Annotated in this window: 26 protein-coding genes; 18 read left to right on the top strand and 8 right to left on the bottom strand. The window is 47.2% G+C overall.

Annotated elements, in window-relative coordinates; all coding sequences use genetic code 11:
• Window positions 1-7 precede the first annotated feature (7 nt).
• From coaBC to GCWU000325_RS06860, 10 genes are all read left to right on the top strand, one after another.
• Entirely contained in the window at window positions 8-1,201 is a 1,194-nt protein-coding gene (gene coaBC / locus GCWU000325_RS06905) for a bifunctional phosphopantothenoylcysteine decarboxylase/phosphopantothenate--cysteine ligase CoaBC (RefSeq protein WP_006255611.1), read from the top strand.
• Entirely contained in the window at window positions 1,183-2,088 is a 906-nt protein-coding gene (gene porD, locus GCWU000325_RS06900; protein ID WP_006255610.1) for a type IX secretion system protein PorD, read from the top strand. The genes coaBC and porD overlap by 19 nt, the downstream gene beginning before the upstream one ends.
• A 1-nt stretch (window position 2,089) precedes the next feature.
• On the top strand, window positions 2,090-3,751 hold the full coding sequence (gene recN / locus GCWU000325_RS06895) for a DNA repair protein RecN (RefSeq protein WP_006255609.1): 1,662 nt from the start codon (window positions 2,090-2,092) through the stop codon (window positions 3,749-3,751).
• A 3-nt stretch (window positions 3,752-3,754) separates the two neighbouring features.
• Window positions 3,755-5,443, top strand: coding sequence for a tetratricopeptide repeat protein (locus tag GCWU000325_RS06890; RefSeq protein WP_006255608.1), 1,689 nt, complete (start codon window positions 3,755-3,757; stop codon window positions 5,441-5,443).
• A gap of 27 nt (window positions 5,444-5,470) precedes the next feature.
• A complete protein-coding gene (locus GCWU000325_RS06885) occupies window positions 5,471-6,322 on the top strand; it encodes a sigma-70 family RNA polymerase sigma factor (protein ID WP_006255607.1) in 852 nt (283 codons plus the stop codon).
• Between the two features lie 531 nt (window positions 6,323-6,853).
• Window positions 6,854-7,291: a hypothetical protein gene (locus GCWU000325_RS06880; RefSeq protein WP_154646621.1), complete on the top strand. Its 438-nt coding sequence runs from the start codon at window positions 6,854-6,856 to the stop codon at window positions 7,289-7,291.
• A 79-nt stretch (window positions 7,292-7,370) separates the two neighbouring features.
• Complete coding sequence (locus tag GCWU000325_RS06875) at window positions 7,371-8,261, top strand: hypothetical protein (protein ID WP_006255604.1); 891 nt, start codon at window positions 7,371-7,373, stop codon at window positions 8,259-8,261.
• 2 nt (window positions 8,262-8,263) lie between these two features.
• Window positions 8,264-8,752 carry a S24/S26 family peptidase gene (locus GCWU000325_RS06870; RefSeq protein ID WP_006255603.1) on the top strand — a complete coding sequence of 163 codons (489 nt, stop codon included), beginning with the start codon at window positions 8,264-8,266 and terminating at the stop codon, window positions 8,750-8,752.
• Window positions 8,749-9,018, top strand: a complete 270-nt coding sequence (locus tag GCWU000325_RS06865; RefSeq protein ID WP_006255602.1) for a PqqD family protein — start codon at window positions 8,749-8,751, stop codon at window positions 9,016-9,018. The genes GCWU000325_RS06870 and GCWU000325_RS06865 overlap by 4 nt, the downstream gene beginning before the upstream one ends.
• A gap of 141 nt (window positions 9,019-9,159) precedes the next feature.
• A complete protein-coding gene (locus GCWU000325_RS06860) occupies window positions 9,160-9,816 on the top strand; it encodes an HAD family hydrolase (RefSeq protein ID WP_006255601.1) in 657 nt (218 codons plus the stop codon).
• Here GCWU000325_RS06860 and GCWU000325_RS06855 read toward each other — a convergent pair.
• From GCWU000325_RS06855 to GCWU000325_RS06825, 7 genes are all read right to left on the bottom strand, one after another.
• Window positions 9,770-10,453, bottom strand: a complete 684-nt coding sequence (locus GCWU000325_RS06855) for a Crp/Fnr family transcriptional regulator (RefSeq protein ID WP_006255600.1) — start codon at window positions 10,451-10,453, stop codon at window positions 9,770-9,772. The two genes, GCWU000325_RS06860 and GCWU000325_RS06855, sit on opposite strands and share 47 nt — an antisense overlap.
• 3 nt (window positions 10,454-10,456) lie before the next feature.
• The gene (locus GCWU000325_RS06850) at window positions 10,457-11,515 is read right to left on the bottom strand and encodes an FAD:protein FMN transferase (RefSeq protein WP_006255599.1); all 1,059 of its coding nucleotides are present in this window, start codon (window positions 11,513-11,515) and stop codon (window positions 10,457-10,459) included.
• A gap of 6 nt (window positions 11,516-11,521) precedes the next feature.
• Complete coding sequence (locus GCWU000325_RS06845; RefSeq protein ID WP_006255598.1) at window positions 11,522-12,079, bottom strand: manganese efflux pump MntP; 558 nt, start codon at window positions 12,077-12,079, stop codon at window positions 11,522-11,524.
• The gene (locus tag GCWU000325_RS06840) at window positions 12,079-12,873 is read right to left on the bottom strand and encodes a DUF6048 family protein (protein WP_154646620.1); all 795 of its coding nucleotides are present in this window, start codon (window positions 12,871-12,873) and stop codon (window positions 12,079-12,081) included. Before GCWU000325_RS06840 ends, GCWU000325_RS06845 begins: the two co-directional genes overlap by 1 nt.
• Window positions 12,830-13,333: a DUF6452 family protein gene (locus GCWU000325_RS06835; RefSeq protein WP_006255596.1), complete on the bottom strand. Its 504-nt coding sequence runs from the start codon at window positions 13,331-13,333 to the stop codon at window positions 12,830-12,832. Before GCWU000325_RS06835 ends, GCWU000325_RS06840 begins: the two co-directional genes overlap by 44 nt.
• A complete protein-coding gene (locus tag GCWU000325_RS06830) occupies window positions 13,333-14,286 on the bottom strand; it encodes a glycosyltransferase family 2 protein (RefSeq protein ID WP_006255595.1) in 954 nt (317 codons plus the stop codon). Before GCWU000325_RS06830 ends, GCWU000325_RS06835 begins: the two co-directional genes overlap by 1 nt.
• A 393-nt stretch (window positions 14,287-14,679) precedes the next feature.
• Window positions 14,680-15,273 carry an HU family DNA-binding protein gene (locus GCWU000325_RS06825; RefSeq protein WP_006255593.1) on the bottom strand — a complete coding sequence of 198 codons (594 nt, stop codon included), beginning with the start codon at window positions 15,271-15,273 and terminating at the stop codon, window positions 14,680-14,682.
• A 305-nt stretch (window positions 15,274-15,578) separates the two neighbouring features.
• Here GCWU000325_RS06825 and map point away from each other — a divergent pair, with 305 nt between their 5' ends.
• The 8 genes from map (at window position 15,579) to GCWU000325_RS11995 (ending at window position 24,222) form a co-directional block, all read left to right on the top strand.
• On the top strand, window positions 15,579-16,436 hold the full coding sequence (gene map / locus GCWU000325_RS06820; RefSeq protein ID WP_040599464.1) for a type I methionyl aminopeptidase: 858 nt from the start codon (window positions 15,579-15,581) through the stop codon (window positions 16,434-16,436).
• 47 nt (window positions 16,437-16,483) lie between these two features.
• Entirely contained in the window at window positions 16,484-17,506 is a 1,023-nt protein-coding gene (gene tsaD, locus GCWU000325_RS06815; RefSeq protein ID WP_006255591.1) for a tRNA (adenosine(37)-N6)-threonylcarbamoyltransferase complex transferase subunit TsaD, read from the top strand.
• A gap of 71 nt (window positions 17,507-17,577) precedes the next feature.
• Entirely contained in the window at window positions 17,578-18,096 is a 519-nt protein-coding gene (locus GCWU000325_RS06810) for a CinA family protein (protein WP_006255590.1), read from the top strand.
• 252 nt (window positions 18,097-18,348) lie between these two features.
• On the top strand, window positions 18,349-19,431 hold the full coding sequence (locus tag GCWU000325_RS06805) for an aldose epimerase family protein (RefSeq protein WP_006255589.1): 1,083 nt from the start codon (window positions 18,349-18,351) through the stop codon (window positions 19,429-19,431).
• A gap of 41 nt (window positions 19,432-19,472) precedes the next feature.
• Window positions 19,473-20,780, top strand: a complete 1,308-nt coding sequence (locus GCWU000325_RS06800) for an MFS transporter (RefSeq protein WP_006255588.1) — start codon at window positions 19,473-19,475, stop codon at window positions 20,778-20,780.
• 72 nt (window positions 20,781-20,852) lie between these two features.
• Complete coding sequence (gene galK, locus GCWU000325_RS06795) at window positions 20,853-22,013, top strand: galactokinase (protein ID WP_040599461.1); 1,161 nt, start codon at window positions 20,853-20,855, stop codon at window positions 22,011-22,013.
• Window positions 22,014-22,209: 196 nt separating this feature from the next.
• Entirely contained in the window at window positions 22,210-23,568 is a 1,359-nt protein-coding gene (locus tag GCWU000325_RS06790; RefSeq protein ID WP_006255586.1) for a dipeptidase, read from the top strand.
• A 291-nt stretch (window positions 23,569-23,859) separates the two neighbouring features.
• The gene (locus tag GCWU000325_RS11995) at window positions 23,860-24,222 is read left to right on the top strand and encodes a hypothetical protein (protein WP_154646619.1); all 363 of its coding nucleotides are present in this window, start codon (window positions 23,860-23,862) and stop codon (window positions 24,220-24,222) included.
• Window positions 24,223-24,281: 59 nt separating this feature from the next.
• Here the strand turns inward: GCWU000325_RS11995 and GCWU000325_RS06785 are convergent, their stop codons facing one another.
• On the bottom strand, window positions 24,282-25,736 hold the full coding sequence (locus GCWU000325_RS06785) for a DEAD/DEAH box helicase (RefSeq protein WP_006255582.1): 1,455 nt from the start codon (window positions 25,734-25,736) through the stop codon (window positions 24,282-24,284).
• Window positions 25,737-25,741: the final 5 nt, after the last annotated feature.

Genomic DNA, 25,741 nt, shown 5'->3' with positions numbered 1-25,741 from the left:
CTACGCAATGAAAGGGAAGCATATCGTACTTGGCATCACGGGCAGCATAGCCGCTTATAAGGCGTGCACGCTCATACGCTTGCTTATTAAGGCGGGCGCAGAGGTGCAAGTTGTGATCACGCCGAGCGGTAAGGAATTTATTACGCCGTTAACGCTGTCGGCATTGACCTCAAAGCCTGTCATTAGCGAATTTTTCGCGCAGCGAGATGGAACTTGGCATAGCCATGTGGATCTTGGGCAATGGGCGGATGCGATGATTATCGCACCGGCCACGGCATCAACGATCGGAAAAATGGCGAATGGTGTGGCAGACAATATGCTGATCACGACATATCTATCTATGAAGGCACCCGTATTTCTTGCGCCGGCTATGGACTTGGATATGTTTGCTCATCCTTCAACTCGGCAGAACCTTGACCGACTGAAAGCGTTTGGGAATATTATCATTGAACCGCAAAGCGGCGAATTGGCTAGTCATCTGATAGGCAAAGGCCGAATGGAAGAGCCGGAAAGGATCTTTGAAACCTTAGCTGATTTCTTCGCTTCGCACCAGAGGTTGAAAGGAAAAAAGGTCTTAATCACTGCCGGCCCGACATACGAAAAGATAGATCCGGTACGTTTTATCGGAAACTACTCTTCCGGCAAGATGGGTTATGCTCTGGCGGAAACTTGTGCAGCGCAAGGTGCGGAGGTTACGGTCGTTTCCGGTCCGGTCGCCTTAACGGCGAAGCATCCGAACATACATATTATACATGTAGAGAGTGCTGCCGAAATGTATGCCGCTACAACGGGGGCATTCCCCAAGGCTGATGTTGGCATTCTTTGTGCTGCCGTTGCGGACTTCACTCCGGCAACAACCGCCACCGAAAAAATAAAGCGAGAAGACGATACGCTGCATCTGGATTTAGTAGCTACGCGTGATATTGCCGCCGCTCTGGGCCAAGCGAAAAGGACGGATCAGAAGTTGATAGGCTTTGCATTGGAAACAACTAATGAAAAGGAACACGCAAAAGCCAAATTAGCAAAGAAGCATTTAGACTTTATCGTGCTCAATTCGCTCAATGATAAAGGCGCAGGCTTTGCTCACGACACCAATAAAGTGACCATCATCGCAAAAAACGAAGAGCGCGTGTTTAAGCTAAAAACCAAAAGCGAAGTAGCGCAAGATATTATAGATTATTTATGCGAATCATTCGATTGATATTGTTCTGTTGTGGCCTTATTTTTAGCCTCAATGCTGTAAAAGCACAAGAATTGGAGGCTCGCGTCACTATAAACCACCGTAAGATCAGTCAGACATCAACGGCTGTCTTTGATAATTTGCAAACAGCCCTAACGGAGTTTATCAATAACCGACAATGGACGGGTTTGGTATTGCGCAAGAATGAGCGCATCCGTTGCTCATTTAATATTGTAGTCAACAAGTACAATGAATCTATGGGAAAATTTGACTGCACTATGTCGGTACAAGTTACTCGCCCTGTCTTTAATTCGACTTACACGACTACGGTCTTCGCTTTACAAGACAATGAGTTTCACTTTCAGTATCAAGCCTACGACAAATTAGAGTTTAGGCCCGATGCCGCCGACAATCAGCTGACGGCTCTCATAGCCTATTATGCTTACTTAATAATAGGAATGGACGCAGATGGGATGGAATCGCAAGCAGGAACGGACGCTTTTAAAATGGCTCAGACTGTGGTTAACAATTCGCAATCGTTTCCGGATAAAGGCTGGAAAGCATTTGAAAATGCAAAAAACCGCTATGCTATTATCAATGATTTGCTCGACAATGGAATGGAGCCTTTCCGCAATTTACAATATACGTATTATCGCAAAGGCCTCGACCAAATGGCAGAAGACAGTGACATTGGTAGAAATGCAATAAAGAAGGCTTTAGAATTACTCAAAACAGCTCACGAAAATAAGCCAATGTCAGCCCTGCCGCAGATCTTTACCGAGTACAAAGCAGATGAACTTGTCCAAATCTTTAAAGGAAAAGGAAATGGAAAGGAGCGAGAAGAGGTAATAGAAATACTTTCATCTATCAATGCTTCTAAAAACCCTTCTTGGAATCAGATAAGATAATATGCTCACGCATTTATATATTACAAATTACGCGCTCATCGAGGAGTTAGATATTGATTTTCACGACGGCTTTTCGGTTATTACCGGCGAAACGGGAGCCGGAAAGAGTATCATATTAGGCGCTTTAGGACTACTACTGGGAAAGCGGGCTGACGCACAGGCTATAAAAAATGGGGAAAAGAAGTGTTGCATAGAGGCATCTTTTGACATCCGTGTGCTAAATCTAAACTCTTTCTTCGTAGATAACGACATCGACAACGACGATACCGAATGTATCTTGCGTAGAGAAGTAATAAATACAGGAAAAAGCCGTGCCTTTATCAATGATACACCAGTCTCACTTACACAATTAAAAGAACTGGGCACTTACCTGATTGATATCCATTCCCAACATCAAAACTTATTGATGCACCAAGAAGATTTCTTGCTTGATATTGTAGATACCATTGCGGGAAATCAAAGTTTACGAGAGGATTATATCCATACTTTTGAGGCTTGGAAAAAGGCCCAGGCTGTGTTACAAGAACTTCAAGGCCGAGCAGAAAAGGATCAAGCCAACCAAGATTACCTCAAATTTCAACTACAACAGTTTGAAGAGGCCAATCTTTCAGAAAGAGAGCAAGAGGATTTGGAGCAAGAGGCCTCAACATTAAATCATGCAGAAGATATTAAGCAGGCCTTATTCACAGCTTACACGCCCTTAACCTCAGAAGAGTCGCATCTTTTAGAAGAACTCAAGATCGGCACACAGAAATTAGAAAGCATTAGTGCTGTATATCCACCGGCCAAAGAATTGGCCGAACGCCTCAATAGTGCATATATTGAGTTAGAGGATCTCTCTGCCGAACTGGAAAAAGCTCAAATGGGAATAGAGTTCGACCCTATTCGACAAAACTTCGTTGAAGAACGTCTAAACACGATCTATTCTTTAGAGCAAAAGCACAAGGTTAGCACCATCGCTGAACTCCTACAAATTTACGAAGATCTACAAAAGCGACTCAGTGAGATAGAGAATATCGACGAAACGATCAAAGAGAAAGCAAAGGAAGCTGAGCGACAATTTGAAGCATTAGTAAAAATAGGGGAAGCATTAACAAATAGTCGCACGGCCGCCGCAAAAACAATCGCCGCATCGCTCATTAAGCAACTACAGACATTGGGAATGCCGCACGTAAAGCTGGACTTTTCACTAACGTCCAAATCGTCTTTTGAAAAAAATGGTGGTGATACCATTTCGCTACTGTTCAGTGCAAACAAAAACAGACCAATGCAAGACGTTGCAGCAATAGCATCCGGTGGCGAGATTGCCCGGTTAATGCTGTCTCTAAAAGCATTAACCGCAAAGAATAAAGCACTTCCAACGATTATTTTTGATGAAATCGACACCGGGGTTTCAGGAACGATGGCCGAAAAGATGGCGCAAACAATGCAACAAATAGCAGAACATTGTCAAGTGCTCTGCATCACTCACCTACCGCAAATCGCAGCTTTAGGCGCTTACCATTATCGCGTCTATAAGATCGAAGGCGCAGACAAAACAACAAGCCACATTTCGCTTTTATCCCAAGAAGAACGCATCAAAGAAGTTGCAAATATGCTGACAGGTTGCGAAATGACTGAAGCAGCCATCAATAATGCTAAATCACTTTTGAGAATCAATTAAACTATGAAATATTTCCTACACTTAATAATCCTACTTGTTTCATTGCCCGGCACTATTTTTGCCGGCGGGCCTTCCACTTGGCTGTTTAAAGTCTTCACTTATGATGCACAGGGGCAGCTAAAAGGAGAAGGTAATGGCTTCTTTTTAGATGAGAAAGGCACCGGAATCGCCCCTTATCATCTTTTTAAGGGAGCGAGCAAAGCCGTTGTTGTTGACGATAGCGGTAAAAAGTACAACGTACAGCGCATAGAAGGAGCCAACAGCACCTACGATATGGTACGCTTCAGTACGAACGCAGCCAAGAAAAAGTCTTTATCCGATATTACGACTACGGGCATTCAAGCAGGAAGTGAGATACAATATTTCGTATATAGCACGCACAAAAATGCCAAGCCGATAACGGCCAATGTAGAAAAAGTAAACCCTTTCAACACCTACAACTACTACGACATTACGGCGGCAAACAAAGCTGAGAATTTCGGCTGTCCGCTTTACAGCAGCAGCGGAGAATTAGTCGGAATCATACAGAAAAACGTGAAACCACAAGCGGTGCAAGCCTGCGCCTTAGATGCACGTTTTATCAACGAACTACAACCCAAAGCGCTCAATTTTATCAACGGTGATCTTTTGGCCATAAAGCTACCAATAGCATTGCCCAACGACGAGCAAGAGGCAATGAACGCCTTATATTTGATCAATTTTTCTGATACACTGGTTTCTGCAAATGCATTTAGCGATTTCACGAAAACTTATCCCCAAAACGCTGAAGGCTGGGCACTACAAGGGAAGTTTCAAACTTTCACTAACGCCATAGCCGATGCGGATCGCAGCTTCCAAAAAGCGTTATCTCTTCCGACCAAGAACGCAGATGCTATACATTATATATATAGTACGACGCTCCTCAACTTCGCTATCATAAACTCACTCGGCAACGATGCCCTTTTGAAGGCTATGGCCGAAGCGCAAAAAGCCTACACAATAAAGCCCAAGCCCTTGTATCTCTACCAAGAAGCGCAATGCCTTTTTGCGATGGAGCGTTACAAAGAAGCCTACGACAAATATTTGGCCTCCACAAAAAACATTGCGCAAGCTGATGGCCAAGAAAGCACATTCAGATCTCCAGAAGCCTTTTACGGCGCTGCCATTTCTTTAGAAAAAGCCGGCGGCGACAACCTACAAGTTTTGGCATTGTTAGACAGCGTGATTGCCAACATCCAAACGCCGCTCAACGCGACAAGCGTACAATACTACTGGCTGCGCGCGCAGCAAAGAGTAAAAGTAGGCAAGTTCCGCGAAGCCGTCATAGACTTAAACGAATATGAGCGCAACGTTGGGCCGAGCAATCTCACCGATAAGTTTTACGTCTTTCGAGAGCAAGCGGAGATGCAAGCGCGAATGTTTCAGCAAGCCTTAGACGACATACGCACGGCACAGACAAAGGCTGATGCAGCAACGCTTCCGCTCTATCAAGAAGAAGAAGCCGCCATCCTCCTGCGCGTAGGCGATTATAAAGCTGTAGTTCAATATGTAGAGCCACTATTAAAGGTTCGTCCCGAAGAAGCAGGCTTACACCTGATCATAGGAGTGGCCTATGGCGAACTGAAGCAGAAGGCTGCAGCCCTCCGTCATTTACAGCGTTCAAAGGCCCTCGGCAATGAAGACGCAGCAAGCATCATCAAAAAATACGAATAAGAAACCCCATTTTACCAATCAAAAACCATGAGACGACAAATCAAGATACGCCCGGCTATCACCAACCGCAACAATGAGTCATTAGAGCGTTATTTGTCTGAAATCTCCCGAGAACCCCGAATCACCGTAGAAGAAGAAGTCGAACTGGGGCGCAGAGCCAAGAATGGCGACGAAGCAGCCGTAGAGCGCTTAGTAAGAGCCAATCTCCGCTTTGTTGTCTCCGTAGCCAAGCAATATCAAGGGCAAGGCATCAGCCTAATTGACCTCATCAACGAGGGAAATCTCGGTTTGATCCAAGCAGCCCATCGCTTCGATGACACACGCGGCTTCAAGTTCATCTCTTATGCCGTCTGGTGGATTCGGCAAAGCATCCTCTTAGCTATTACTGAGAAGAGCCGATTGATAAGACTACCACAGAACCAGATGAGTAGTATTCAAAAGATTCTCCGATTCTACAATCAGTATATGCAAGATTATGAGCGCCCTCCTTCGATTGAAGAGATCTGCGAACAAATGCAAGTAACAGAAGAGCGCGTGCGTTTAGCATTACAACTGCAAAACAAGCCCCTATCGATTGATGCCCCCCTGACTGAAGATGAGGCGCGAACGCTATCGGAGCGATTAAGGAGCGACAAAGGCTCGTCGGCCGACGGACCACTCCTAAAAGAAGCAGAGCGATGGAAAGTAGAGCGTATGCTCAACTTGCTCCCACCTCTGGAGCGCTCGGTTATCGAATATTATCTCGGCTTTAAAGGTCAGGGCATCAGTCTGGAGGAAATAGGCAATCGTATAGGCTTGAGTCGCGAACGCGTAAGGCAAATAAAAGTAAAGGCCATTATGATCTTGCGGCGTCACCACGAAAGCACAAAACGCGAATAATCGTTACCCAACGATTATTTCTGAAATTTTGATAAGAGGCGAATGAAAATGAAAGTAGACATTTTTGTTCGCCCCTCGTTTTATCCCTACGTTTTACATCAATAGTTCCATAGATAAAGGACGGTTTTGAAGGTAAGCAAACTCAGTTTTCTATTTCTACCCTCCTCTGTCATTTCGTTTGCCGGCACCAAACTATCGTTTGCCGGGAGCATACTATCGTTTGCCGGCGTCAAACCATTGTTTGCCGGCACCAAACAATGGTTGCAGCGAACAAAAGCTACTCAAGAAGCAAGCGCTTGGCATCTATTTTAATGCACAAAGCGGCGTCTACAGCAACTGTCCTCACGAATAAACCAGGCTGCGAAATTTTATCTCAATTTGAGCTGACTTGTAAGTTTACTTCTCTAAAAATAATTCAGTTGTTTTGCTTTCAAAACTTTCTCCTCACCGTTTTTTCGCTTTATGGCTTCACTCAATAATAATATTTCAGAGATTATACGTAACTTTGCTGCGCAATCAGCTTCGAATGAAATGAAAAAAATACTTTTACTCCTCGTTATCCTCCTTACGGCTGTTTCTTCTTCTTGGGCTCAAAAGCGCTCAGTTATTCCCAACGGCGGATATCTATTTGGCGTGGCAATCAATTTTTCTGACTCTACCGTCTACATCTCCCCCATTCAGCACTTGGCAGACTTGACTTATGATCAAAAAACGGGATTTTTGGAAAATCGTGCTGACTATTCTCATCAATTTTCTGAATTTATTGCCGACAATTTTTATGTGTTGGCGACCAGTTCCGTGTTCTTTGCGCATACGCGTAAAGAGATTGACCGCTCGTATGAGCGCGTAATGCGTCTGTATAAGAAAACTTGTCCGGCGAAAATCCACGAAGTGTCGCTCAATGACTTTTCTTACAAACTCGTCACTAAGGTTGCGGCCGCTACAGATGAGACGAAAAAAACGGAGTAACACGACGTAAGACTCCGGTTTCACAAAGCTACAATCGTGCACATAAGCCCCTCACAGACCTACATAGAATTTATTCAAGATGACAACAAACCAAATATTGCAATATCAAGTAGCAGGAGTTAGCTTTTGCATCCACTTTGAGGATTATGCAGAAGGGCGCGCGCTGCTTCCATCCTACGAACCTTTCCTCGTAGAGCAAACAGATGCGCCTCGCATCTTTACACTTACCATCAACAAGGATGCTGTAGACCTAAACGAGGCGGGAAAAAAGATTGGTCAGTTTGACAACCCTGATTCCAGCCACGGCGTCTATCTTTTACCGGATGGGGGGTATAAAATGATTGTCTCCAACTCCCGCAAAGAGCCGGCCGCGGCTTTCATTACGAATGCCGACTTCTCTTCGATAAAGGTTTCCTTATTTGGAAACAAGAGGAATTGGGTTTTCGGACTGAACAATGCCATCATGATTGCTTTCGCATTCAGTGGCGCCCAAAAGGACCTTCTGCTTATTCACGCCTCAGTGACGATGAAAGATGGAAAAGGCTACCTCTTTTTAGGAAAAAGCGGAACGGGAAAAAGTACGCACTCTCAACTATGGCTGAAGCATATTCCGGGAACGGAGCTCTTAAACGATGATAATCCGGCTGTTCGCTTAATAAACGACGAGGTCATCGTCTACGGAACGCCTTGGAGCGGAAAGACACCTTGCTATAAGAACAAGCAAGTACCGATTGGCGCTTTCGTAAAACTGGAGCAATATCCGGAAAATATCATTCGCCGCGAACCGCCATTAAAAGCTTTTGCCACGCTATTGACGTCTACGTCGAGCATGCTTTGGGATAAGCCTTTGTATGAAAAGATTTGCAACACGGTATCTGCAATAGCGATGCGCGCACCTCTATTCCATTTAAGATGTAAACCGGACGAGGAAGCTGCCCGCCTTTCTTTTACAAACGTAACAAAGATATAGGCGTGCAATCTATTACGATCCCCAATGAAATACTCATTCCGCAGTTTAAGCAACTGCTGGATGAAGGCCATACGGTACGCTTCCGTGTGCGGGGAATCAGTATGCGACCGTTTCTCGAAGACCAGCGTGATGTAGTAACCTTGGCCCCCTTATCAAAAGCGCCGGAGGTCGGAGACGCTATTTTAGCTGAAGTTGCTCCGAAACACTACGTTTTGCATCGCGTTGTCCGCCTGCAAGGTGATCAAATCACGCTGCAAGGTGATGGAAACATAAATTATACGGAATCTTGCATACGCAAAGACGTCGTAGGCATTGTTACGGAATTTTATCGTAAGGGCAGAAAGACACCAGACCTTGCAAGCGGCAGAAAATGGCGCTACTATTCTAAAATATGGCTTCTTCTTACGCCTCTGCGTAGGTACTTACTCTACGCCCATCGTAACATTTGGCTGAAAATCTTTCCACCTCAAATAAACAAATACGACAAATGAGAATTAAATCGAACTTCGAATTACGAGATATCTGTAATCAAAAAGTGATCATTGCACAGGGCTTGGAAAATATAGACTTCAATAAAATAATTGCCCTGAACGAAAGCAGTGCGTATCTATGGCAACAGATCGTGGACAAGTCGTTTACCGAAGCGGATCTGGTTACACTGCTCTGCAAAACATACGAAGTAGACGAGGCAACGGCAACTAAGGATATAAAAAACTTTATTAAGACGCTCCGTGAACTAAACTTGATCGAGGATTGAGTTGACTTTCGCGTCTTATAAGCCTTTATCAATCGCATTTCCGGGTATCTCGGTAAAGCGATTTTTTATGTAGTAGCGCTTTATGACAATCATAAGCGCAAATTTTGCAGGCCTGAGGCCAGACGTTTCTAAAGAAGAAAGATGAAAAAGAATACGATAGTTTTTGATTTAGACGGCACGTTGTTGGATAGCTTGGAAGATATATTCATTTGTGTAAACTATGCGCTTTGCAAACAAAATCTTCCAAGCCGAACAAAAGATGAAGTGCGTAGCTTTTTGGGCAATGGCTACCATTACTTGATTGCGCACGCTGTACCTCCACATACGACTTCTTTAATAACGGAACAAGTACTCGACAATTTCCGTGCATATTATCAAATACATTGTCAAGACGAAACTAAGCCTTATGATGGCATCGCTGAAATGCTCGATGCGCTTCGGGATAATGGATATAAAATGGCTATCGTCTCAAATAAAGGGGATGAAGCTGTGAAGCAATTGGCCGCTCGCTTCTTCTCGCCGTGGATTAACATTGCTGTAGGTGAGAGTAAAGACGTTCGCCGCAAGCCTAATCCGGATGCAGTCTTACAAGCAATCAAACAATTGGGCAGTAATATCGAAGAAAGTATCTATGTGGGCGATTCTGAAGTAGATATTGCCACAGCTAAAAACGCAGGAATACCATGCGTTGCTTGCCTATGGGGATTCCGAGATGAACAATTCTTACGCGAGAATGGCGCGACTCGTCTCATTAAGGCTCCCAAGGAGCTGCTATCAGCTGTTCAAAAGCAGGAATAATAATATGTCCACGCTCAAAGGATAAGCATTGACGTTCTGCCCAATCGTGCAGCATCCGAGAAGTGTTAAGGCGGGTCGCCCCTAATTCTTTTCCTAATTGCGTCATCTTGATATAGAGGTCTTTACGGCCGGCAGGACGTAAGCAGCGTTGTTGTACGAACTTAACAAAGCGTTCATGTAAGTCCGTCGGCATTGGTTTCCAAAGCGCACGATCGGCTTGTTGGTTCTTCCAACTAACGAAATTGAGAAAGTTCTGCCGAAAAGTGGGATATGTTGAAAGGATAGTGCGAATATCGTCCTTTTTTATCTCTAATAAGTGCACGCAATCACTTGCTGTATAGCTATGACTATAGCGCGTAGATAAGCCGAAAAGAAAAGAAGGCTGTACAACATCAGGACGAGAGTCCCATTCGCAGAGACGGTAAGTATGATCATCGCTATGGCGCTCAATTTTTACCTCTCCTTTGATAATAAACACGAGACTTTGACAAAGTTCATCTTGCCGCACAATAGGAGTTTTACTATTCAGCGTCCGAAAATCAAGCCGAAAGCTCTCCGCGACGGAAAGTAACTGCTCCTTAGACATTCCTTGAAAGAAAGGAAGCAGCAATAATTCGTCAAAAATACTCGTTTCCATCTCTTATTTCACAATCAATCGCTCAAGTTCCGGAGAATACCACACCTTCATCTCACCCTGATCTTCGTATATAAAGTAAGCCTTCAGCCGTGGCTGTTTCTCCAAAAGCTTTTTAGCCTGCTCTAAGCCCATAACCATAAAACTTGTGGCGTAAGCATCAGCCATAGCGCAATCAGAAGCTAAAACAGAAGCCGAAAGAAGACTATGCTGAACAGGTTTTCCAGTACGCGGGTCTATTGTATGTGCATACTTGCGGCCATTCTTATAGTAAAAATTCATATAATTTCCGCTCGTAGCCAAAGAAACATCGTTCAATCTCAATACAGTTTGCAAATTGCTTCCATCTTCTACAGCCCCATCTTGCGGCCGCTGAATGCCTATCGTCCAAGATTCCGTTTTGGCATTCTTCCCTTTCACACGAATTTCTCCGCCTATTTCAACCATATAGTCTCTAATGCCCTTGCTTTCCAAATAGCGCGCCACGCGGTCTACGCCATAGCCCTTCGCTATTGCGCCGGCGTCAAGCATCAAGCGCGAGTCAGTCTTTTGCAAGCGATCGCCAACAAGTTTGACTTTCTCATAACCGACAAAAGCGCGCAAACTATCCAACTGTTTATCGGTAACATCAATGCCCTGCTTAAAACCAAAGCCCCAAGCATTAACAAGCGGGCCGACAGTCATATCAAACGCGCCGTTAGTAGCTTTCGAAATCTGCTGCCCTTGGATAAAGACCTCCCGCAACAGATCATCCGTTTGCGTGGTCTCATTTCTATTGATCTTAGCAAGCGTCGACTGCTGATTAAACATTGAGAGCGAAGCGTCAACCTTATTCAGTTCAGCCAGGATCTCCTTATTCAGATCCTTGTCGTACCTATATTTAATAGAGTAAGTTGTACCAAAGATAGAGCCCGAATCCTCCTGCATCACGTAAGAGGCCGACCTGCGCAAAATAAAGTAAGTTCCCGCAATAAGGAAGGCTAAAAACAAAACACTCAAAACGGTTCGCCATCCGCGTCTCTGCGGGCGGCGAGTTATACTATCTTTAGTTGTATGTTTTTCCATAACAGTCTATACTAAAAGGGGTTTAATTCCGATAATAACAAGAATGATGCCGCCCAATGGCTCCATTGGCAAACAAAATCGGCGGCCTATTACGACTCCAATATACTTACCTACCCACGCCGCCAACAACGATGTGAGTCCGATAATCCCCACCGCCACATAGAGTGATGTGCAGTCTCGCTGCGTCGTACCAATAAAGGAAAAGCCCACCGCTAAAGCGTCGATACTTGTCGCAAGTGCCATCATCAAGATCGTAATACCTTTTGACGGATTAAAGTGCGCATCTTCCTCTTTATGGCAAAAACCTTCCCAAATCATTTTTACGCCAAGTAATACGAGCAATCCGCAAGCCACCCATTGATTATACGCCAACACGACAGGACTAATTAAGTCGCCGGCTCCCCATCCAATGAGCGTCATGCCCGATTGGAAAATACCGAAAGCCAAAGACATCACCAAAACCTGCAAGCCTAAACGCCGCTCGATAATACCACACGTGATGCTGACCGTAAAGCAGTCCATCGCCAGCGCAATACCCAAGAGCAAGGCGTCAAAATAGCTCATTATATATCGAATATAATATTAAATGTCCCCCCAAAGAGCGTCTCGCTTCCCTTTCCAAAGCCGGGAATATAAGCGGATTTGCCCACAGCCGGCGATTTTTCAAAAAGCGGGATACGCAAGCGAACGCTCCAACCCAAGCGCAAAAACTTGAAGATATTGGTTTGCAATCCGCCGACTAATTCTCCCCAAAAGAGCGAGGCATTTTGTCCTTGATAAGTAAAAGGTCTCGTCGTATGATAGACCGGATCGGTAAGACTCGGCGCTGTTAAATCAAACTTGTAGTTCGTATATGCCAAGCGTATACCTCCCAATAGGCGGTTACCGGAGCGCCGATTACGCAGAAAATTATAGTCTAAACCAATACGAGCATAAGGTGCACTCGTCTTATAGTGTATGTGCGTATCCTCATGCGTGTAATCGCTAAGTCCTAAGCCCAATTCTACGATGGGAAAGTACTTATTTTTGAGGCTCACACGCACTGATCCCTCATATTGACCATAGCTTGTGGCGAGTGCCATTACCGTTCCGCACAAATCATAGCCCACACTCACCCCTGCAAACAGGGGTATTTTTTCCTCTAAGGCTTTTGCTGCAGCCTCGCGCGATGGATATTGGGTAATGCGTGGCGACTTTTGCGGCAACTTTTTCTTCGTCTGAACTACCGAAGGCTTTTGTTGTCGGATACTATCTGCAGCAGCGGCTACTGAATCCGCTTTGACCACTTGCGCCAAGGTAGAAAAGGCCGCAAAACTACTGAGTAGCAGTGCGCAAATAAATACGTATGTTCTCTGCATTCTGATAATCTACTAAGGGGCGCACGACAACCACGTTGTCGATCGTAACAGGCATCTGCGACAAGTCGTGACTCGTCCAGCGTATCTTGCCTAATTTATGGAACATCAAGACGGGGCAATCCTGATTCTCAAAATGGGGGATATTGTCGTGGCTTATATATAATGTGTCGGTGGCTACGCGTCCCTGCGCATCGCTAAAGCGCAAGCGCAAGGTGTCTGTCGTGCCGAAGTACTTCAGCGGCAGTCCCAAACTCGCAATGCCTGTAGCCCGATTCAGCAAAACGGAATCCGTTCCGGCCGCAGTAATGGTCAGCGTGTCTTGCAGCGTATAACTCGCACCGGTCGCCGCAGAGCGCAAGCCGGCTTTCAACCCCACCACGTTGTTAAGCGGGCAATCTATACTCGAGCAACTAACCAGCAGGACCAAACTTGCACAGACGATGAAGCACCATTTTTTCATTACAACTCCTTTGCTATCTGGTAATCATTACGTCTTGACGAGTTGCGCGAAATCAGTTCGCCCAAAAAGCCGGCCAAGAACAATTGCGTGCCGAGTATCATCATCGTCAACGAGATGTAGAAGTAAGGCGAGTCCGTCACCAATGGCGCAGGTCGGTATTGGAAAATAGCGATCAACTTAATAGCGCCGACAATGACTATCGCGATGAGGCCGATAATAAACATCAAGCTGCCCAAGAAGCCGAATACGTGCATCGGTTGCAAGCCAAAACTATTTAGGAACCAAAGCGAAAGCAAGTCTAAATAGCCATTGAAGAAGCGATTCCAACCGCCAAACTTCGTCTTGCCATATTTGCGGGCTTGGTGTTGCACGACCTTCTCGCCAATTTTATCAAAACCCGCATTCTTTGCCAGATAAGGGATATAACGGTGCATTTCACCGTATACTTCAATGTTTTTTACGACCTCCAAGCGATAAGCTTTTAATCCGCAATTAAAGTCGTGCAAATTCTTGATCCCACTAACCTTGCGCGCCGTCGCATTAAAAAGTTTGGTAGGTAAGGTTTTGGAAAGCGGATCGTAGCGTTTTTGCTTATAACCCGAGACTAAATCGTAGCCCTCCTCCGTGATCATACGATAGAGTTCCGGTATTTCATCGGGCGAATCCTGCAAGTCGGCATCCATCGTCACAACCACATCGCCTTGGGCCTTGCGAAAGCCGCAAAAGAGTGCAGGCGACTTACCATAGTTACGGCGAAATTTGATGGCGTGTACCTGCTGATCTTCGCGCGCCAAGCCTTCGATGACGTCCCACGAATTGTCCGTGCTCCCGTCATTGATAAAAATAATCTCGTGCGTAAAATCGTTTGCGCTCATCACGCGTTTGATCCAGGCGTAAAGGTCCGGCAGGCTCTCTGCTTCGTTATACAGCGGAATAATTACCGAAATATCCATGCGAAATCTATTGTATTGTGCGTTGTTTTCTTTATTTGAGTAGTGGCCGCTTTGCTACCGAAATCCTCTCACGTAGCAGCCGCATGCATCAACCGAAAGTGTAAGCATCTACTACGGCTTTAACCGAGTCGATGTGGCGGAGCGGAACGAGGAAGACCGGCAGCGATTCGGGCCGCGCTATCTCCTGCCTGTGAAAGGCTTAGAGCGTACAAAATTAACACCGTTTGAGAGAATTACAAAACGACAACGGTGTTTTATAATCTCCCAAACGGTTTTTCTAACCTGCGCCACCACTCGCGCCCCTCTCTTTTTTGCCGTAGCGGCAAGGATTTACGAGGGGAAAAGAGCTGCATCTGCTATCCGAACGCGCGACTTTTCAAGGCGCGATTCTGCTTAAGGCAGGCGATAAACGGCTCTGCGCCGCGTCCCGACATTGAGCAGCGTGCCTTCGTCCACAAATTGTCGTAAGCGCGCATAGGTACGATCACGACTCATCCCCGTTGCGCGCATAACATCTGAAGCTAAAAAACACGTTTGCTGCGCCCCCAAGTCGCGAAGTTTCTCCAGCAGTTCATCGCGCTGCGGATTTGCATATGTCAAAGGCGCACCGGCTTCCGCACGAAAGGTCGTTTCACCAAAACGCCTCATCAAAGCCACAGCCGGTCGGAAATTGACGGTGCGAACGCGCGGACGGCGCAACCGCAAACGTCCCTCTTTGCTGCATTCCACTTTGCCCGACAAGGCGGAAGAGAAAGTGCCGAGTCCGTCGATCCGCACGCTATGCCCCAAGGACAATTCTACAGCGATGTACTTCTGAAAAGCCTCGACCAAGCCTTTGACATCTGACACGCTGAACGAGGTCTCACTCTCGACGCGCGCGGCTAAATCATTCAAAGTAAGCACATTGTTAACCACAGGTCGCACATAATGCGAACCACCATTGGCTACCCGCCCCGAAGCGCGGAAAAATCTGAAATTGATACTCATGGTTTAAATTGTTGGTATTAAATAAATCGCCGCAAAGATACGTAATCTTCCCCACCCGACCAAACGCGGGCCGCGCAGCGATCCGCCCTCCGATGGTTTGCTGCCGCCAAACGATGATTTGGCCCGAGCAAACGATAGTTTGCCCCCACCAAACGATGGTTTGCTGCCATCAAACCATAAAGTGCCCCACTCGATGCAAAGAAAAATGGGCGCCGGAGAAGCAAAAACGGCGTCAAAGGCTATGCAATATAGGATTCAGCGTGAAAATTATTTTGTATCTTCGCGCCGATAAAAAGCAGAGATTTATGCATAGCTTAAAAAGGAGGAATTGGTATGTACCGAAAGGACAGCCAATGACTGATTTAGATAAAAAAGTATTGTCTTTCCAAAATCGTGGCGCACTCGTTCCGCCCCGCCACTTGGTCTTAAACGATGAGCAGATAGCCGGCATACGCCGCTCAGGCGAGGTCAATACGGGCGTATTGGATTTGGTGGAAAGCAAGATTCGCGCAGGAATGACGACGGCAGAGATCGACAAATTGGTCTACGACTACACGACCGAGCACGGGGCTATTCCGGCGCCGCTCAATTATGAAGGCTTTCCGAAAAGCGTCTGCACGAGTATCAACGAAGTAGTCTGCCACGGCATTCCATCTGAAGACGAAGTATTGGAAGAGGGCGACATCATCAACGTAGACGTATCGACCATCAAAGACGGCTTTTTCAGCGATGCTTCGCGTATGTTCATCATCGGCCGCACCACGCCTGAAAAGGAACGCCTTGTACAGGTCACCAAAGAGTGTCTCGACATCGGGGCAGCGGCAGTAAAGCCTTGGGGTTTCGTAGGCGATATCGGCAAAGCCATAGAAAAGCACGCCAAACGCAATGGTTACAGCGTCGTGCGCGAGCTGTGCGGCCACGGCGTCGGACTCGAATTTCACGAAGATCCGGAGGTAGAGCACTACAATACGCACAAAAACGGTATGTTGCTTGTGCCCGGTATGGTCTTTACGATCGAACCGATGATCAATATGGGCAAACGCGACGTGTTTATTGACGAAGCGGACGGGTGGACGGTCGTAACAGAAGACGAATTGCCGTCTGCGCAATGGGAACACACGTTTTTACTGACAGAAAACGGGATGGAAATCCTGACATATTAAGCACTGCGCCAAAACCGGCCGGTGCTCGACAGATGTAATTGGGAAGTATGAAAGACATTATCATATTGGGCATAGAATCAAGCTGCGACGACACGTCGGCAGCTGTGATTAAGAATGGCTATCTCTTGAGCAACGTGACGGCGGGCCAAGCTGTGCACGAGGCTTATGGGGGCGTCGTCCCCGAATTGGCGTCGCGCGCACACCAGCAAAACATCGTGCCGGTCGTAGATCAAGCTCTGCGGCAGGCAGGTGTGGATAAAGAAGCGATTTCGGCCGTTGCCGTGACCTTGGGCCCGGGCTTGATGGGTAGTTTGCTCGTTGGTGTGTCCTTTGCGAAAGGCTTGGCCGCTGCGCTCGGCGTCCCGCTAATCGAGGCGAACCATTTGCAAGGGCACATTCTGGCGCATTTCATCGAAGTGGAGGGAGAGGCGCACGCAGCACCGCCATATCCGTATCTCTGCTTGATGGTCAGTGGAGGCAACTCGCAGATTGTGAAGGTAAACGCCTACAATCAGATGGAGATGCTGGGACAGACGATCGACGACGCGGCAGGCGAGGCGATGGACAAATGCTCTAAGGTGATGGGCTTCGGCTATCCGGGCGGGCCAATCATAGATAAGCTCGCCCGACAGGGCAATGCGCAGGCCTTTACCTTTAGTAAGCCTGACGTGAAAGGACTGGATTATAGCTTTAGTGGACTGAAGACGTCGTTTCTCTATTTCTTGCGCGATCAGATCAAGACTGACCCTGATTTTATAGCGCACCACAAAGAGGATCTTGCGGCTTCTTTGGAGAAAACCATCGTCGACATATTGATGAAGAAGTTGAAGCAAGCCGTCAAGGAGACGGGGATCAATCACGTAGCACTCGCAGGCGGCGTATCGGCAAACACGGCACTACGCGCAGCCTTCAAGGCGCAGGAAGCGGCAGGCAACTGGCATATATATATACCGAAGTTTGGCTATACGACGGACAACGCGGCTATGATTGCGATCACGGGCTACTATAAATATATGGACGGCGATTTTTGCGACTTGGACAAACCGGCTTATAGTCGCACGACACTCTAAATACAATGCAAAGGGCGCAATTGATTTGAACAAGACGCCTTCAAGTACGGAAAAAGTAAACAAATTATTATATGGAACTGAACGTAAAACTCGCCAGCAGAGACATTAACGAACTCTTGTGGCGCAATAAAAAAACTTTAGGCACGGCAGAAAGCTGCACGGGCGGACGCATCGCAAGTGTTATCACCGCCATTCCGGGAAGTTCGTCTTATTATAAAGGAGGCATTATCTGTTATAGCAACCTTGTCAAGACGGAAATCTTAGGCGTGGATGCGGCTGTTATAGCAGAACAGACGGCTGTTTGCGAAGACGTCGTAAAGCAGTTGGTCATTGGGACGAACAAACTCCTACATACGGACTACGCAGTGGCAGTGAGTGGCTTCGCAGGACCGGCTACCAGCAATGATACGACATCTGCCGTGCCTGCCGGTACGATTTGGATCGCCGTAGGTCAGGAAAACGACATCGTTACCTTGAAATTGGAGGAGGATAACGGACGCGACCTCAACTTAGCTAACGCTACGGAGAAAGCAATTCACCTCTTACTCGACTATTTAAGAGAACGCTGCGAACCGGCAACAGTGCGTTGAGCGCTCTAAGCAGTTCGCGTTACTGAACGGGCAAACTTCCACGCTTTTTGAAGCTTTGGAAGTTTGCCCGTTTTTGGCTAAAATAAGAGCTAAAAAGCACGCATTCACCGCATAACAAATGCCAAGAAAAGGAAAAAGGGAGCAAATCAGACAAATATTCGCTTTTAATGTGGAAAATTCAGCCTTTTGTGCTTTGTACTTTGCGATTTTATTTCCAAATTTGCCATTACAATCGTTTAAAATTTTAGCGTTATGGAAAACAAACAAAATCTTAGTGGTCTGCGCAAGGAAGATTTTCAGCAAGAAGTCAGCGGGAAAGCCGTAGACCTCTACTTTCTTACCAATGAGAACGGCCTGGAAGTGGCCATAACGAATTATGGGGGAGCAATCGTTTCGATTATGACTCCTGATAACAAGGGCAATTTTGCCAATATCATACAAGGACACGACAAACTCGAGGACTACTTGAACTCGGACCAACCTTTTTTGAGTACACTCGTGGGCCGCTACGCCAACCGTATAGCTAAAGGGCGCTTTTGCCTGAACGGAAAAGAATATCATTTGGCCATCAATAACGGAGAGAACCATCTGCACGGCGGACCGACGGGTTTCCACGCTCGCGTTTGGGAGGCGGAACAAATAAATGAACACTGCCTCGTCTTGCGTTACGTTTCGTCTTACTATCAAGAAGGCTTCCCGGGCGAATTGTCGACTACGGTGATGTATACGCTGACGAATGATGATGAATTGGTCATTGATTATACGGCAACAACCAATAAGAAGACGATTGTAAACTTGACCAGCCACGGCTATTTCTCGCTGGCAGGAACGGCAAACCCGACGCCGTCGGTAGAAGACGTGATCTGCGAAATCAATGCTGACTACTATCTGCCGATAGACAAGACGGCGATTCCGACAGGAGAAATTCGCCGTGTGGAAGGTACGCCCTTTGACTTCAGAAATGCTCACCGCATTGGCGATCATATTGATGAAGATAATGAGCAACTGAAGAATGGCAACGGTTACGACCACTGTTTTGTATTGCAAAAAAGAGAACCGGGAGAATTATCCTATGCTGCGAAGGTGAAAGAGCCGGTTAGCGGCCGCACAATGGAGGTCTACACGACTGAACCCGGACTCCAATTCTACACAAATAATAATGGAAGCGGCACGAAAGGACAACACGGCGCCACGTTCCCCCAACGTAGTGCTGTCTGCTTCGAAGCACAACATTTCCCCGACAGTCCTAATCACGCCTACTTCCCACCCGTAACGCTTAAACCCAGAGAGATTTATACACAAAAGACGATCTATCGCTTCGGGGTTGAAGCATAATAAATCAACATTAGACATTAACTGAACAAACACAGAAGAAAATGAGTAATTCTCAAAAGAACAACACGCTACCCATCATTATGATGTTCTTGTTGTTTGCTATGATTGCATTCGTCACGAACCTTTGTAACCCGATGGGCGTTATTGTTAAGAATCAATTTGGAGCTTCCAACTTTGAAGCGCAACTGGGTAACGCTGCCAACTTTATTGCTTACGCGATAATGGGCATCCCTTCCGGTCTTCTTTTGAAAAAGATCGGCTATAAGAACACTGCCTTGTTGGCAATCATATTAGGCTTTATCGGCGTCTTTCTCGAGTATATGTCCGGTTGGGACAGTATTAAAAGTTTTCCGGTCTACATTATCGGCGCCTTTGTCGCAGGTTTTTGTATGTGTATGCTGAATACCGTTGTTAACCCTATGCTTAACACGCTTGGCGGCGGAGGAAATAAAGGAAACCAGCTGATTCAATTCGGCGGCGTCTTAAATTCGTTCTCGGCAACTGCAGTAACGATGCTCGGCGGCGCACTGATCGGCGAAGCAACCAAAGCTAAAATTAGCGACGCTACGCCGGCGCTCTTTATTGCCTTAGCAATTTTCGCTGTTGTCTTCTTTGTTCTATTGTTTGTACGCATTCCCGAGCCCTCTTTGGCGCAAAAAGCAGAAAACAAGCAAGCGACGCCGGATAAGCACAGTGCGTTTTCGTTCCGTCACTTCCGCCTTGGCATCCTAGCCATCTTCCTTTATTTAGGTGTCGAAGTTGGTTTGCCAACATATGTCTTTCAGTATTTATCCACATCCCCCGACAAAGCAACGCCCGGATTCGGAATGGACGCCGGCATTGCCGGAACTATTGCAGGCGTCTATTGGTTATTGATGCTTTGCGGTCGATTTGTTGGAGGTATGATTGGCGGAAAGGTCTCAAGTCGTATGCAACTTACAGTTGTTTCCACGCTCTGCATCATTTTGGTGTTAATCGGAATGCTCGCTCCGACTGATGTTATGATCACTGTTTTCGGCTTTAACGGCACTGAAAGCACATTTACCTCAGCCCAAGTGCCCATTGGCATTCTCTTTCTCGTGCTTGGCGGCCTCTGCACCTCCGTTATGTGGGGCGGCATCTTCAACTTAGCAGTAGAAGGTTTAGGAAAATACACAGAGTTTGCCTCAGGTATGTTTATGGTAATGGTATGTGGTGGCGGCATTATCGTACCTTTCCAAGGCTGGATCGCAGATCAAATGCACAACTTCCTCTGGAGCTACATCGTCGTACTGATTTGTGCCGCTTACATTCTCTTCTACGCACTCGTAGGGTCCAAGAATGTAAACAAAGACATTCAGACGACTTAATCAGATAACATTATTGGGAGGTAGACTTCAATGTTTGCCTCCCAATCTCAAACCAATAAAATTCCAACTACTATGAAACTAACTATAGACGACGTAAGAAGTCGTTTTCAAAAGCATTTTGATGGCAGCACGGGTTCGGTTTACGCTGCTCCCGGCCGTATAAATATCATCGGCGAACATACCGACTACAATGATGGTTTTGTTTTCCCCGGCGCAGTCAGTCAAGGCGTCATCGCCGAGTTGAAACCCAACGGCACGCGCAAAGTTCGCGCTTACGCCATCGACTTAAAAGATTACGTAGAGTTTAGTTTAGACGACGAAAAAGGCCCTACGGCCACCCATTTTCGCTTTGTCTACGGCGTATGTCGTGAAATGATGAAGTTAGGCGTCCCTGTTGAAGGTTTTAACACCGCCTTTGCCGGCGACGTTCCTTTAGGAGCGGGCATGTCTTCCTCCGCAGCGCTCGAGAGTTGCTTTGCTTTTGCGCTCAACGATCTTTTCGGCAATAACAGCATCGACAAATTTACGCTCGCGAAGGTAGGACAGGCCACCGAGCACAAATATATCGGCTGCAATTGTGGGATTATGGACCAGTTCGCATCCATTTTTGGCAAGCCCGGCCACATTATGCGTTTAGACTGTCGTTCCTTGGAATACCAATACTTCAATTTCTCCCCCAAAGGCTATAAACTCGTTCTGCTGAACACGCGAGTGAAGCACGGCTTGGCTGATTCTGCCTACAACGACCGACGCAAAAGTTGCGAAAACGTTGCTGCCGCCATCTGCAAACATCATCCGGAAGTCAAGAGTTTAAGAGACGCCAACTACGAACTGCTCGATGAAGTACGCAGTGAGGTTAGCAAGGAAGATGCACTGAGAGCCCACTACGTCATCGGCGAAAAAGAGCGCGTAATGGAAGTTTCTGCCGCTTTAGAAAAGGAAGATTACGAAGAAGTAGGCAAAAAAATGTATGAAACGCACGACGGATTATCGCGCGAATATGAAGTTTCGTGTCCCGAACTCGATTTTCTCGTCGACGTAGCTCGCGATTGCGGCGTCAGTGGCGCACGTGTGATGGGCGGAGGCTTTGGTGGCTGCACGATCAACTTAGTCAGCCAAGAGCTCTACGCAAATTTCATTGATAAAGCCCGAAAGAGCTATCAAGAAAAGTTTGGCAAAGCGCCCGTTGTTATTGATGTTGTCATCGGAGATGGCGCTCGCAAGCTCTGCTAATTGAAGATTAGGCGCTGCCGTCTTTAATCGTCGATAGGCGCATAACTTCCGGCGCCACGCTATCGCCATAGCAGGCCGGCAAGATTCAAAGATCCATTTCTACAACCCAACTTATCTGCTCGCCGGTCGCCTCAAGCGGCCGGCGAGAGCGGATGATTGAAAGCAAAAAGACCCATTTACTATAAAACACACCGTAATGATAAAATCTTATATCCGGGATAATGAGCCCCGACTCTTAGAAAATTTATTCAGTCTCATACGTATTCCAAGCATCAGCGCACTACCCGAGCACCACGATGATATGCTGAAGTGCGCCGACCGATGGAAAGAACTCTTGCTTGCTGCCGGAGCCGACCGCGCCGAAGTTATGCCCAGCGATGGCAATCCGCTGGTCTATGCCGAAAAGCTTATTCCCGGCGCCGACAAGACTATTTTGATCTACGGCCATTATGACGTGATGCCCGTTGAGCCTTTAGAGCTATGGAAGTCCGACCCGTTCAAACCGGAGGTGCGCGACGAGCACATTTGGGCCCGCGGAGCAGACGACGACAAGGGGCAATCCTTCATCCAATACGCAGCTTTTGAGTTTTTGGTTAAGCATAATTTGCTCCGCCACAACGTAAAATTCATACTCGAAGGCGAAGAAGAAATAGGCTCTCCCAGTTTGGAAACCTTCTTAGCGCAACACCGCGAACTACTGAAAAGCGATATAATTCTTGTGAGCGATACCAGTATGCTGGCAGCTGATCTCCCCTCCCTCACCACAGGTTTGCGCGGCATCGCCTATTGGGATGTAGAAGTGACCGGCCCGAACCACGACCTCCACAGCGGACATTTCGGCGGTGCAGTGGCCAATCCGATCAACGTGCTTTGCGAAATGATTGCGAAAATGACGGACGCCGACGGACGCATCACGATTCCGCACTTCTACGACGATGTAGAAGAACTCCCCGACGCAGAACGCAAAATGATCGCTTCTATTCCTTTCGATGAAGAGAAGTATAAGCGCGCCCTTGATGTCGAAGAGTTACGCGGAGAAAAAGGTTATTCCACCATTGAACGCAACAGTTGCCGCCCGAGTTTCGACGTTTGTGGCATTTGGGGCGGCCACATCGGCGAAGGCTCTAAGACGGTGCTCCCCTCGAAGGCTTACGCCAAACTCTCTTGCCGACTTGTGCCTCATCAGGACTACAATAAGATCAACGAACTCTTTGCGCAATACTTCCAAAGTCTTGCACCCAAGAGCGTAAAAGTCAAAATCACCTTCTCTCATGGCGGTCATGGCTACGTCTGCCCCATATCTTTACCCGCTTACAAGGCTGCAGAGCAAGGCTTCGAACAAGCATTTGGCAAACGCCCGCTTGCTGCACGCCGCGGAGGTAGCATTCCTATCATCAGCGTGTTTGAAAAAGTATTGGGCGTGAAAACGATTTTAATGGGCTTCGGCCTAGAAAGCAACGCGATACACTCGCCTAACGAAAACTTCTCTTTAGATATTTTCCGCAAAGGTATAGAAGCCGTTGTCGGCTTCCACGAAGCTTACGACCAACTCTAACCTACAAGGTTTATAGATGAACCAACGTCCGAACGCTTCGCGTGTTCGGACGTTTTTTATGCTTTTGGTGAAGACGATGTATAATCTTCAAAGGCGGCTATCCTATGCATACTCCACGGGCGTCAATCCCTTTCATACGCCCTATTGAAAGTTAATCCGGAAGCCCCAAAATCTGAGCCTACAAACGCGACTACAATACTCCCCCACCCAATCAGAACAGCGGAGCATAAAAGATTTAACCCTCATCTACAAGGATTGTATCGGGAAGTATGATGCTGACCAGTCAAACGTTTGAAACGTATAGATGCTCACCAAAATATTTCTCGCCACATCAACGATTTTTCTGCCAAACAAAGCCTTATGCCACACCCCATTTCGAATATACGTTTCGTTTGCTGCCGACAAACCATAGTTTGCTCACACCAAACCATTGTTTGCTGCCACCAAATCATCGTTTGCCGGCAGCAAACGAAAGAAGGATCAAGCTACATCGTTAGCAAGTACGCCAAGCAACAGAGCAATGCCGGCCGTTTTTCATCGTTTTCAGCCTCAACCGATAACGCATTTCAGCCGTTGGCGACCATAGGCAAGCACAAGGTTGATCAAAAAAGAAGGAAAGCCCTTGTAGCAGAGAACGCTTGCTACAAGGGCTAATATTGGGTGAATATGCATCGCTGTTCGCAATGCGCGAATAGCCGAAAAAACCAAAAAGTTTACGGCTTTGGCAGGGGAGGAATGGGCGGCGGCGTCACTCGCTTGGGCTCCTCTTCTTTCGCCTTCGGACGCGGACGCGACCTGTTTGGACGGCGGCGGCGCTTGTTGGTTTGTTCTGTCGGCCGTTCGCCTTGGGCGGAAGCCGGCTTTTGCTTTTGCCCTTCGCCATCATTGTGTTTTGCCCCCGCAGGCTTACGCTTGTCGCGTCGCTTATGGTCGTGCTGCTCCCGCTGTTTAATCGATGCCGAACGACGATGCGCATTTCCTCGCCGTTCTCCTGAAGTTGCCGTTGGCTTTTCAGGCGGCGTAAATCCCTCGGGCAGCACTTCGCGCGGCAATTCCTTGTCTAAAAGTTGCTCTATATTGCGCAAAGCGTAACGATCCTTTTCTCCGACGAGCGTCACTGCACGGCCGTTGCGTCCGGCACGAGCCGTTCGACCGATGCGATGCACGTAATCTTCCGCATCTCGCGGCACGTCGTAGTTGATTACCAAAGTTATGTCGTCAATATCAATACCGCGGGCCACGATATCCGTGGCTACCAAGATGTCAATGCGTCCGGCTTTGAAGCCAAGCATCACTTCGTCGCGCTGTTTCTGCTCCAGATCGGAGTGCATGGCTTCTACATTGTAGCCTTTACGCTTTAGCGTGATGTTAAGCTCTTTTACCTTCTGCTTACTCCCGCAGAAGATGATCACGCGCTCGGGCTTTTGGTCGGCAAAGAGGTGCTTGATAATCGCCGTCTTGTCGTTTTCCTTGCAAATAAAAAGACTTTGCCGGATGTTTTCGGCCGGTTTGGATATGGCAATGGAGACTTCCTCCGGATTATGCATAATCTTGTGAGCCAATTCGCGAATCTTGGCGGGCATCGTTGCGGAAAAGAGAATCGTTTGCCGCTGCTCGGGCAGGTGTTTTACGATTTTCAGAATGTCGTCAGAGAAACCCATATCCAGCATACGATCCGCCTCATCAAGCACTAAATGGGTCGTACGACTCAAATCAAAAGTTCCGAGGTCCAAATGGGTCAGTAAGCGGCCGGGCGTAGCAATTACGATGTCGGCGCCGCGCTTCAAACTCTTGCGTTCTTGCTCGTAGCGCACGCCATCATTGCCGCCGTAAACGGCTACTCCGTTGACATCCACATAATAACCAAAGCCTTGCAAGGCCTGATCAATCTGCTGCGCCAATTCGCGCGTGGGCGCCATCACCAAACAGTTGACGGCGTCTGTAGGATGCGATTCTTGCTTCAGAAGCGTGAGCAAGGGTAAGAGGTAAGCGGCGGTTTTACCCGTGCCGGTTTGAGCTATGCCGATGACATCTCGGCCCTCCAAGATCGGAGGTATACAGCGAGCTTGCACAGGCGTACACTTCTCAAAGCGCATATCGTAGAGCGCGTCCAGCACATCGTCGCTGAGCGCTAAATCTTCAAAAAAAATAGGTTCTTCCTGTATCATGTTTT

This window comes from Alloprevotella tannerae ATCC 51259, from assembly GCF_000159995.1.
In the GTDB taxonomy this organism is placed as follows: Bacteria; Bacteroidota; Bacteroidia; order Bacteroidales; family Bacteroidaceae; genus Alloprevotella; species Alloprevotella tannerae.
This window is presented reverse-complemented; position numbering and strand designations above follow the sequence as displayed.

What these genes read in the sequence shown, in the direction of transcription:
- GCWU000325_RS06860 (WP_006255601.1), top strand. Translation starts at nt 9,160, where the DNA reads ATGAAAAAGAATACGATAGTTTTTGATTTAGACGGCACGTTGTTGGAT.
- GCWU000325_RS06800 (WP_006255588.1), top strand. Translation starts at nt 19,473, where the DNA reads ATGAGTAATTCTCAAAAGAACAACACGCTACCCATCATTATGATGTTC.
- GCWU000325_RS06880 (WP_154646621.1), top strand. Translation starts at nt 6,854, where the DNA reads ATGAAAAAAATACTTTTACTCCTCGTTATCCTCCTTACGGCTGTTTCT.
- GCWU000325_RS06885 (WP_006255607.1), top strand. Translation starts at nt 5,471, where the DNA reads ATGAGACGACAAATCAAGATACGCCCGGCTATCACCAACCGCAACAAT.
- GCWU000325_RS06865 (WP_006255602.1), top strand. Translation starts at nt 8,749, where the DNA reads ATGAGAATTAAATCGAACTTCGAATTACGAGATATCTGTAATCAAAAA.
- GCWU000325_RS06845 (WP_006255598.1), bottom strand. Translation starts at nt 12,079, where the DNA reads ATGAGCTATTTTGACGCCTTGCTCTTGGGTATTGCGCTGGCGATGGAC.
- GCWU000325_RS06890 (WP_006255608.1), top strand. Translation starts at nt 3,755, where the DNA reads ATGAAATATTTCCTACACTTAATAATCCTACTTGTTTCATTGCCCGGC.
- GCWU000325_RS06875 (WP_006255604.1), top strand. Translation starts at nt 7,371, where the DNA reads ATGACAACAAACCAAATATTGCAATATCAAGTAGCAGGAGTTAGCTTT.
- GCWU000325_RS06840 (WP_154646620.1), bottom strand. Translation starts at nt 12,873, where the DNA reads ATGCAGAGAACATACGTATTTATTTGCGCACTGCTACTCAGTAGTTTT.
- GCWU000325_RS06805 (WP_006255589.1), top strand. Translation starts at nt 18,349, where the DNA reads ATGGAAAACAAACAAAATCTTAGTGGTCTGCGCAAGGAAGATTTTCAG.
- map (WP_040599464.1), top strand. Translation starts at nt 15,579, where the DNA reads ATGCATAGCTTAAAAAGGAGGAATTGGTATGTACCGAAAGGACAGCCA.
- tsaD (WP_006255591.1), top strand. Translation starts at nt 16,484, where the DNA reads ATGAAAGACATTATCATATTGGGCATAGAATCAAGCTGCGACGACACG.
- galK (WP_040599461.1), top strand. Translation starts at nt 20,853, where the DNA reads ATGAAACTAACTATAGACGACGTAAGAAGTCGTTTTCAAAAGCATTTT.
- GCWU000325_RS06790 (WP_006255586.1), top strand. Translation starts at nt 22,210, where the DNA reads ATGATAAAATCTTATATCCGGGATAATGAGCCCCGACTCTTAGAAAAT.
- GCWU000325_RS06835 (WP_006255596.1), bottom strand. Translation starts at nt 13,333, where the DNA reads ATGAAAAAATGGTGCTTCATCGTCTGTGCAAGTTTGGTCCTGCTGGTT.
- GCWU000325_RS06810 (WP_006255590.1), top strand. Translation starts at nt 17,578, where the DNA reads ATGGAACTGAACGTAAAACTCGCCAGCAGAGACATTAACGAACTCTTG.
- recN (WP_006255609.1), top strand. Translation starts at nt 2,090, where the DNA reads ATGCTCACGCATTTATATATTACAAATTACGCGCTCATCGAGGAGTTA.
- GCWU000325_RS06785 (WP_006255582.1), bottom strand. Translation starts at nt 25,736, where the DNA reads ATGATACAGGAAGAACCTATTTTTTTTGAAGATTTAGCGCTCAGCGAC.
- porD (WP_006255610.1), top strand. Translation starts at nt 1,183, where the DNA reads ATGCGAATCATTCGATTGATATTGTTCTGTTGTGGCCTTATTTTTAGC.
- GCWU000325_RS06830 (WP_006255595.1), bottom strand. Translation starts at nt 14,286, where the DNA reads ATGGATATTTCGGTAATTATTCCGCTGTATAACGAAGCAGAGAGCCTG.
- GCWU000325_RS06855 (WP_006255600.1), bottom strand. Translation starts at nt 10,453, where the DNA reads ATGGAAACGAGTATTTTTGACGAATTATTGCTGCTTCCTTTCTTTCAA.
- GCWU000325_RS06825 (WP_006255593.1), bottom strand. Translation starts at nt 15,273, where the DNA reads ATGAGTATCAATTTCAGATTTTTCCGCGCTTCGGGGCGGGTAGCCAAT.
- GCWU000325_RS06850 (WP_006255599.1), bottom strand. Translation starts at nt 11,515, where the DNA reads ATGGAAAAACATACAACTAAAGATAGTATAACTCGCCGCCCGCAGAGA.
- coaBC (WP_006255611.1), top strand. Translation starts at nt 8, where the DNA reads ATGAAAGGGAAGCATATCGTACTTGGCATCACGGGCAGCATAGCCGCT.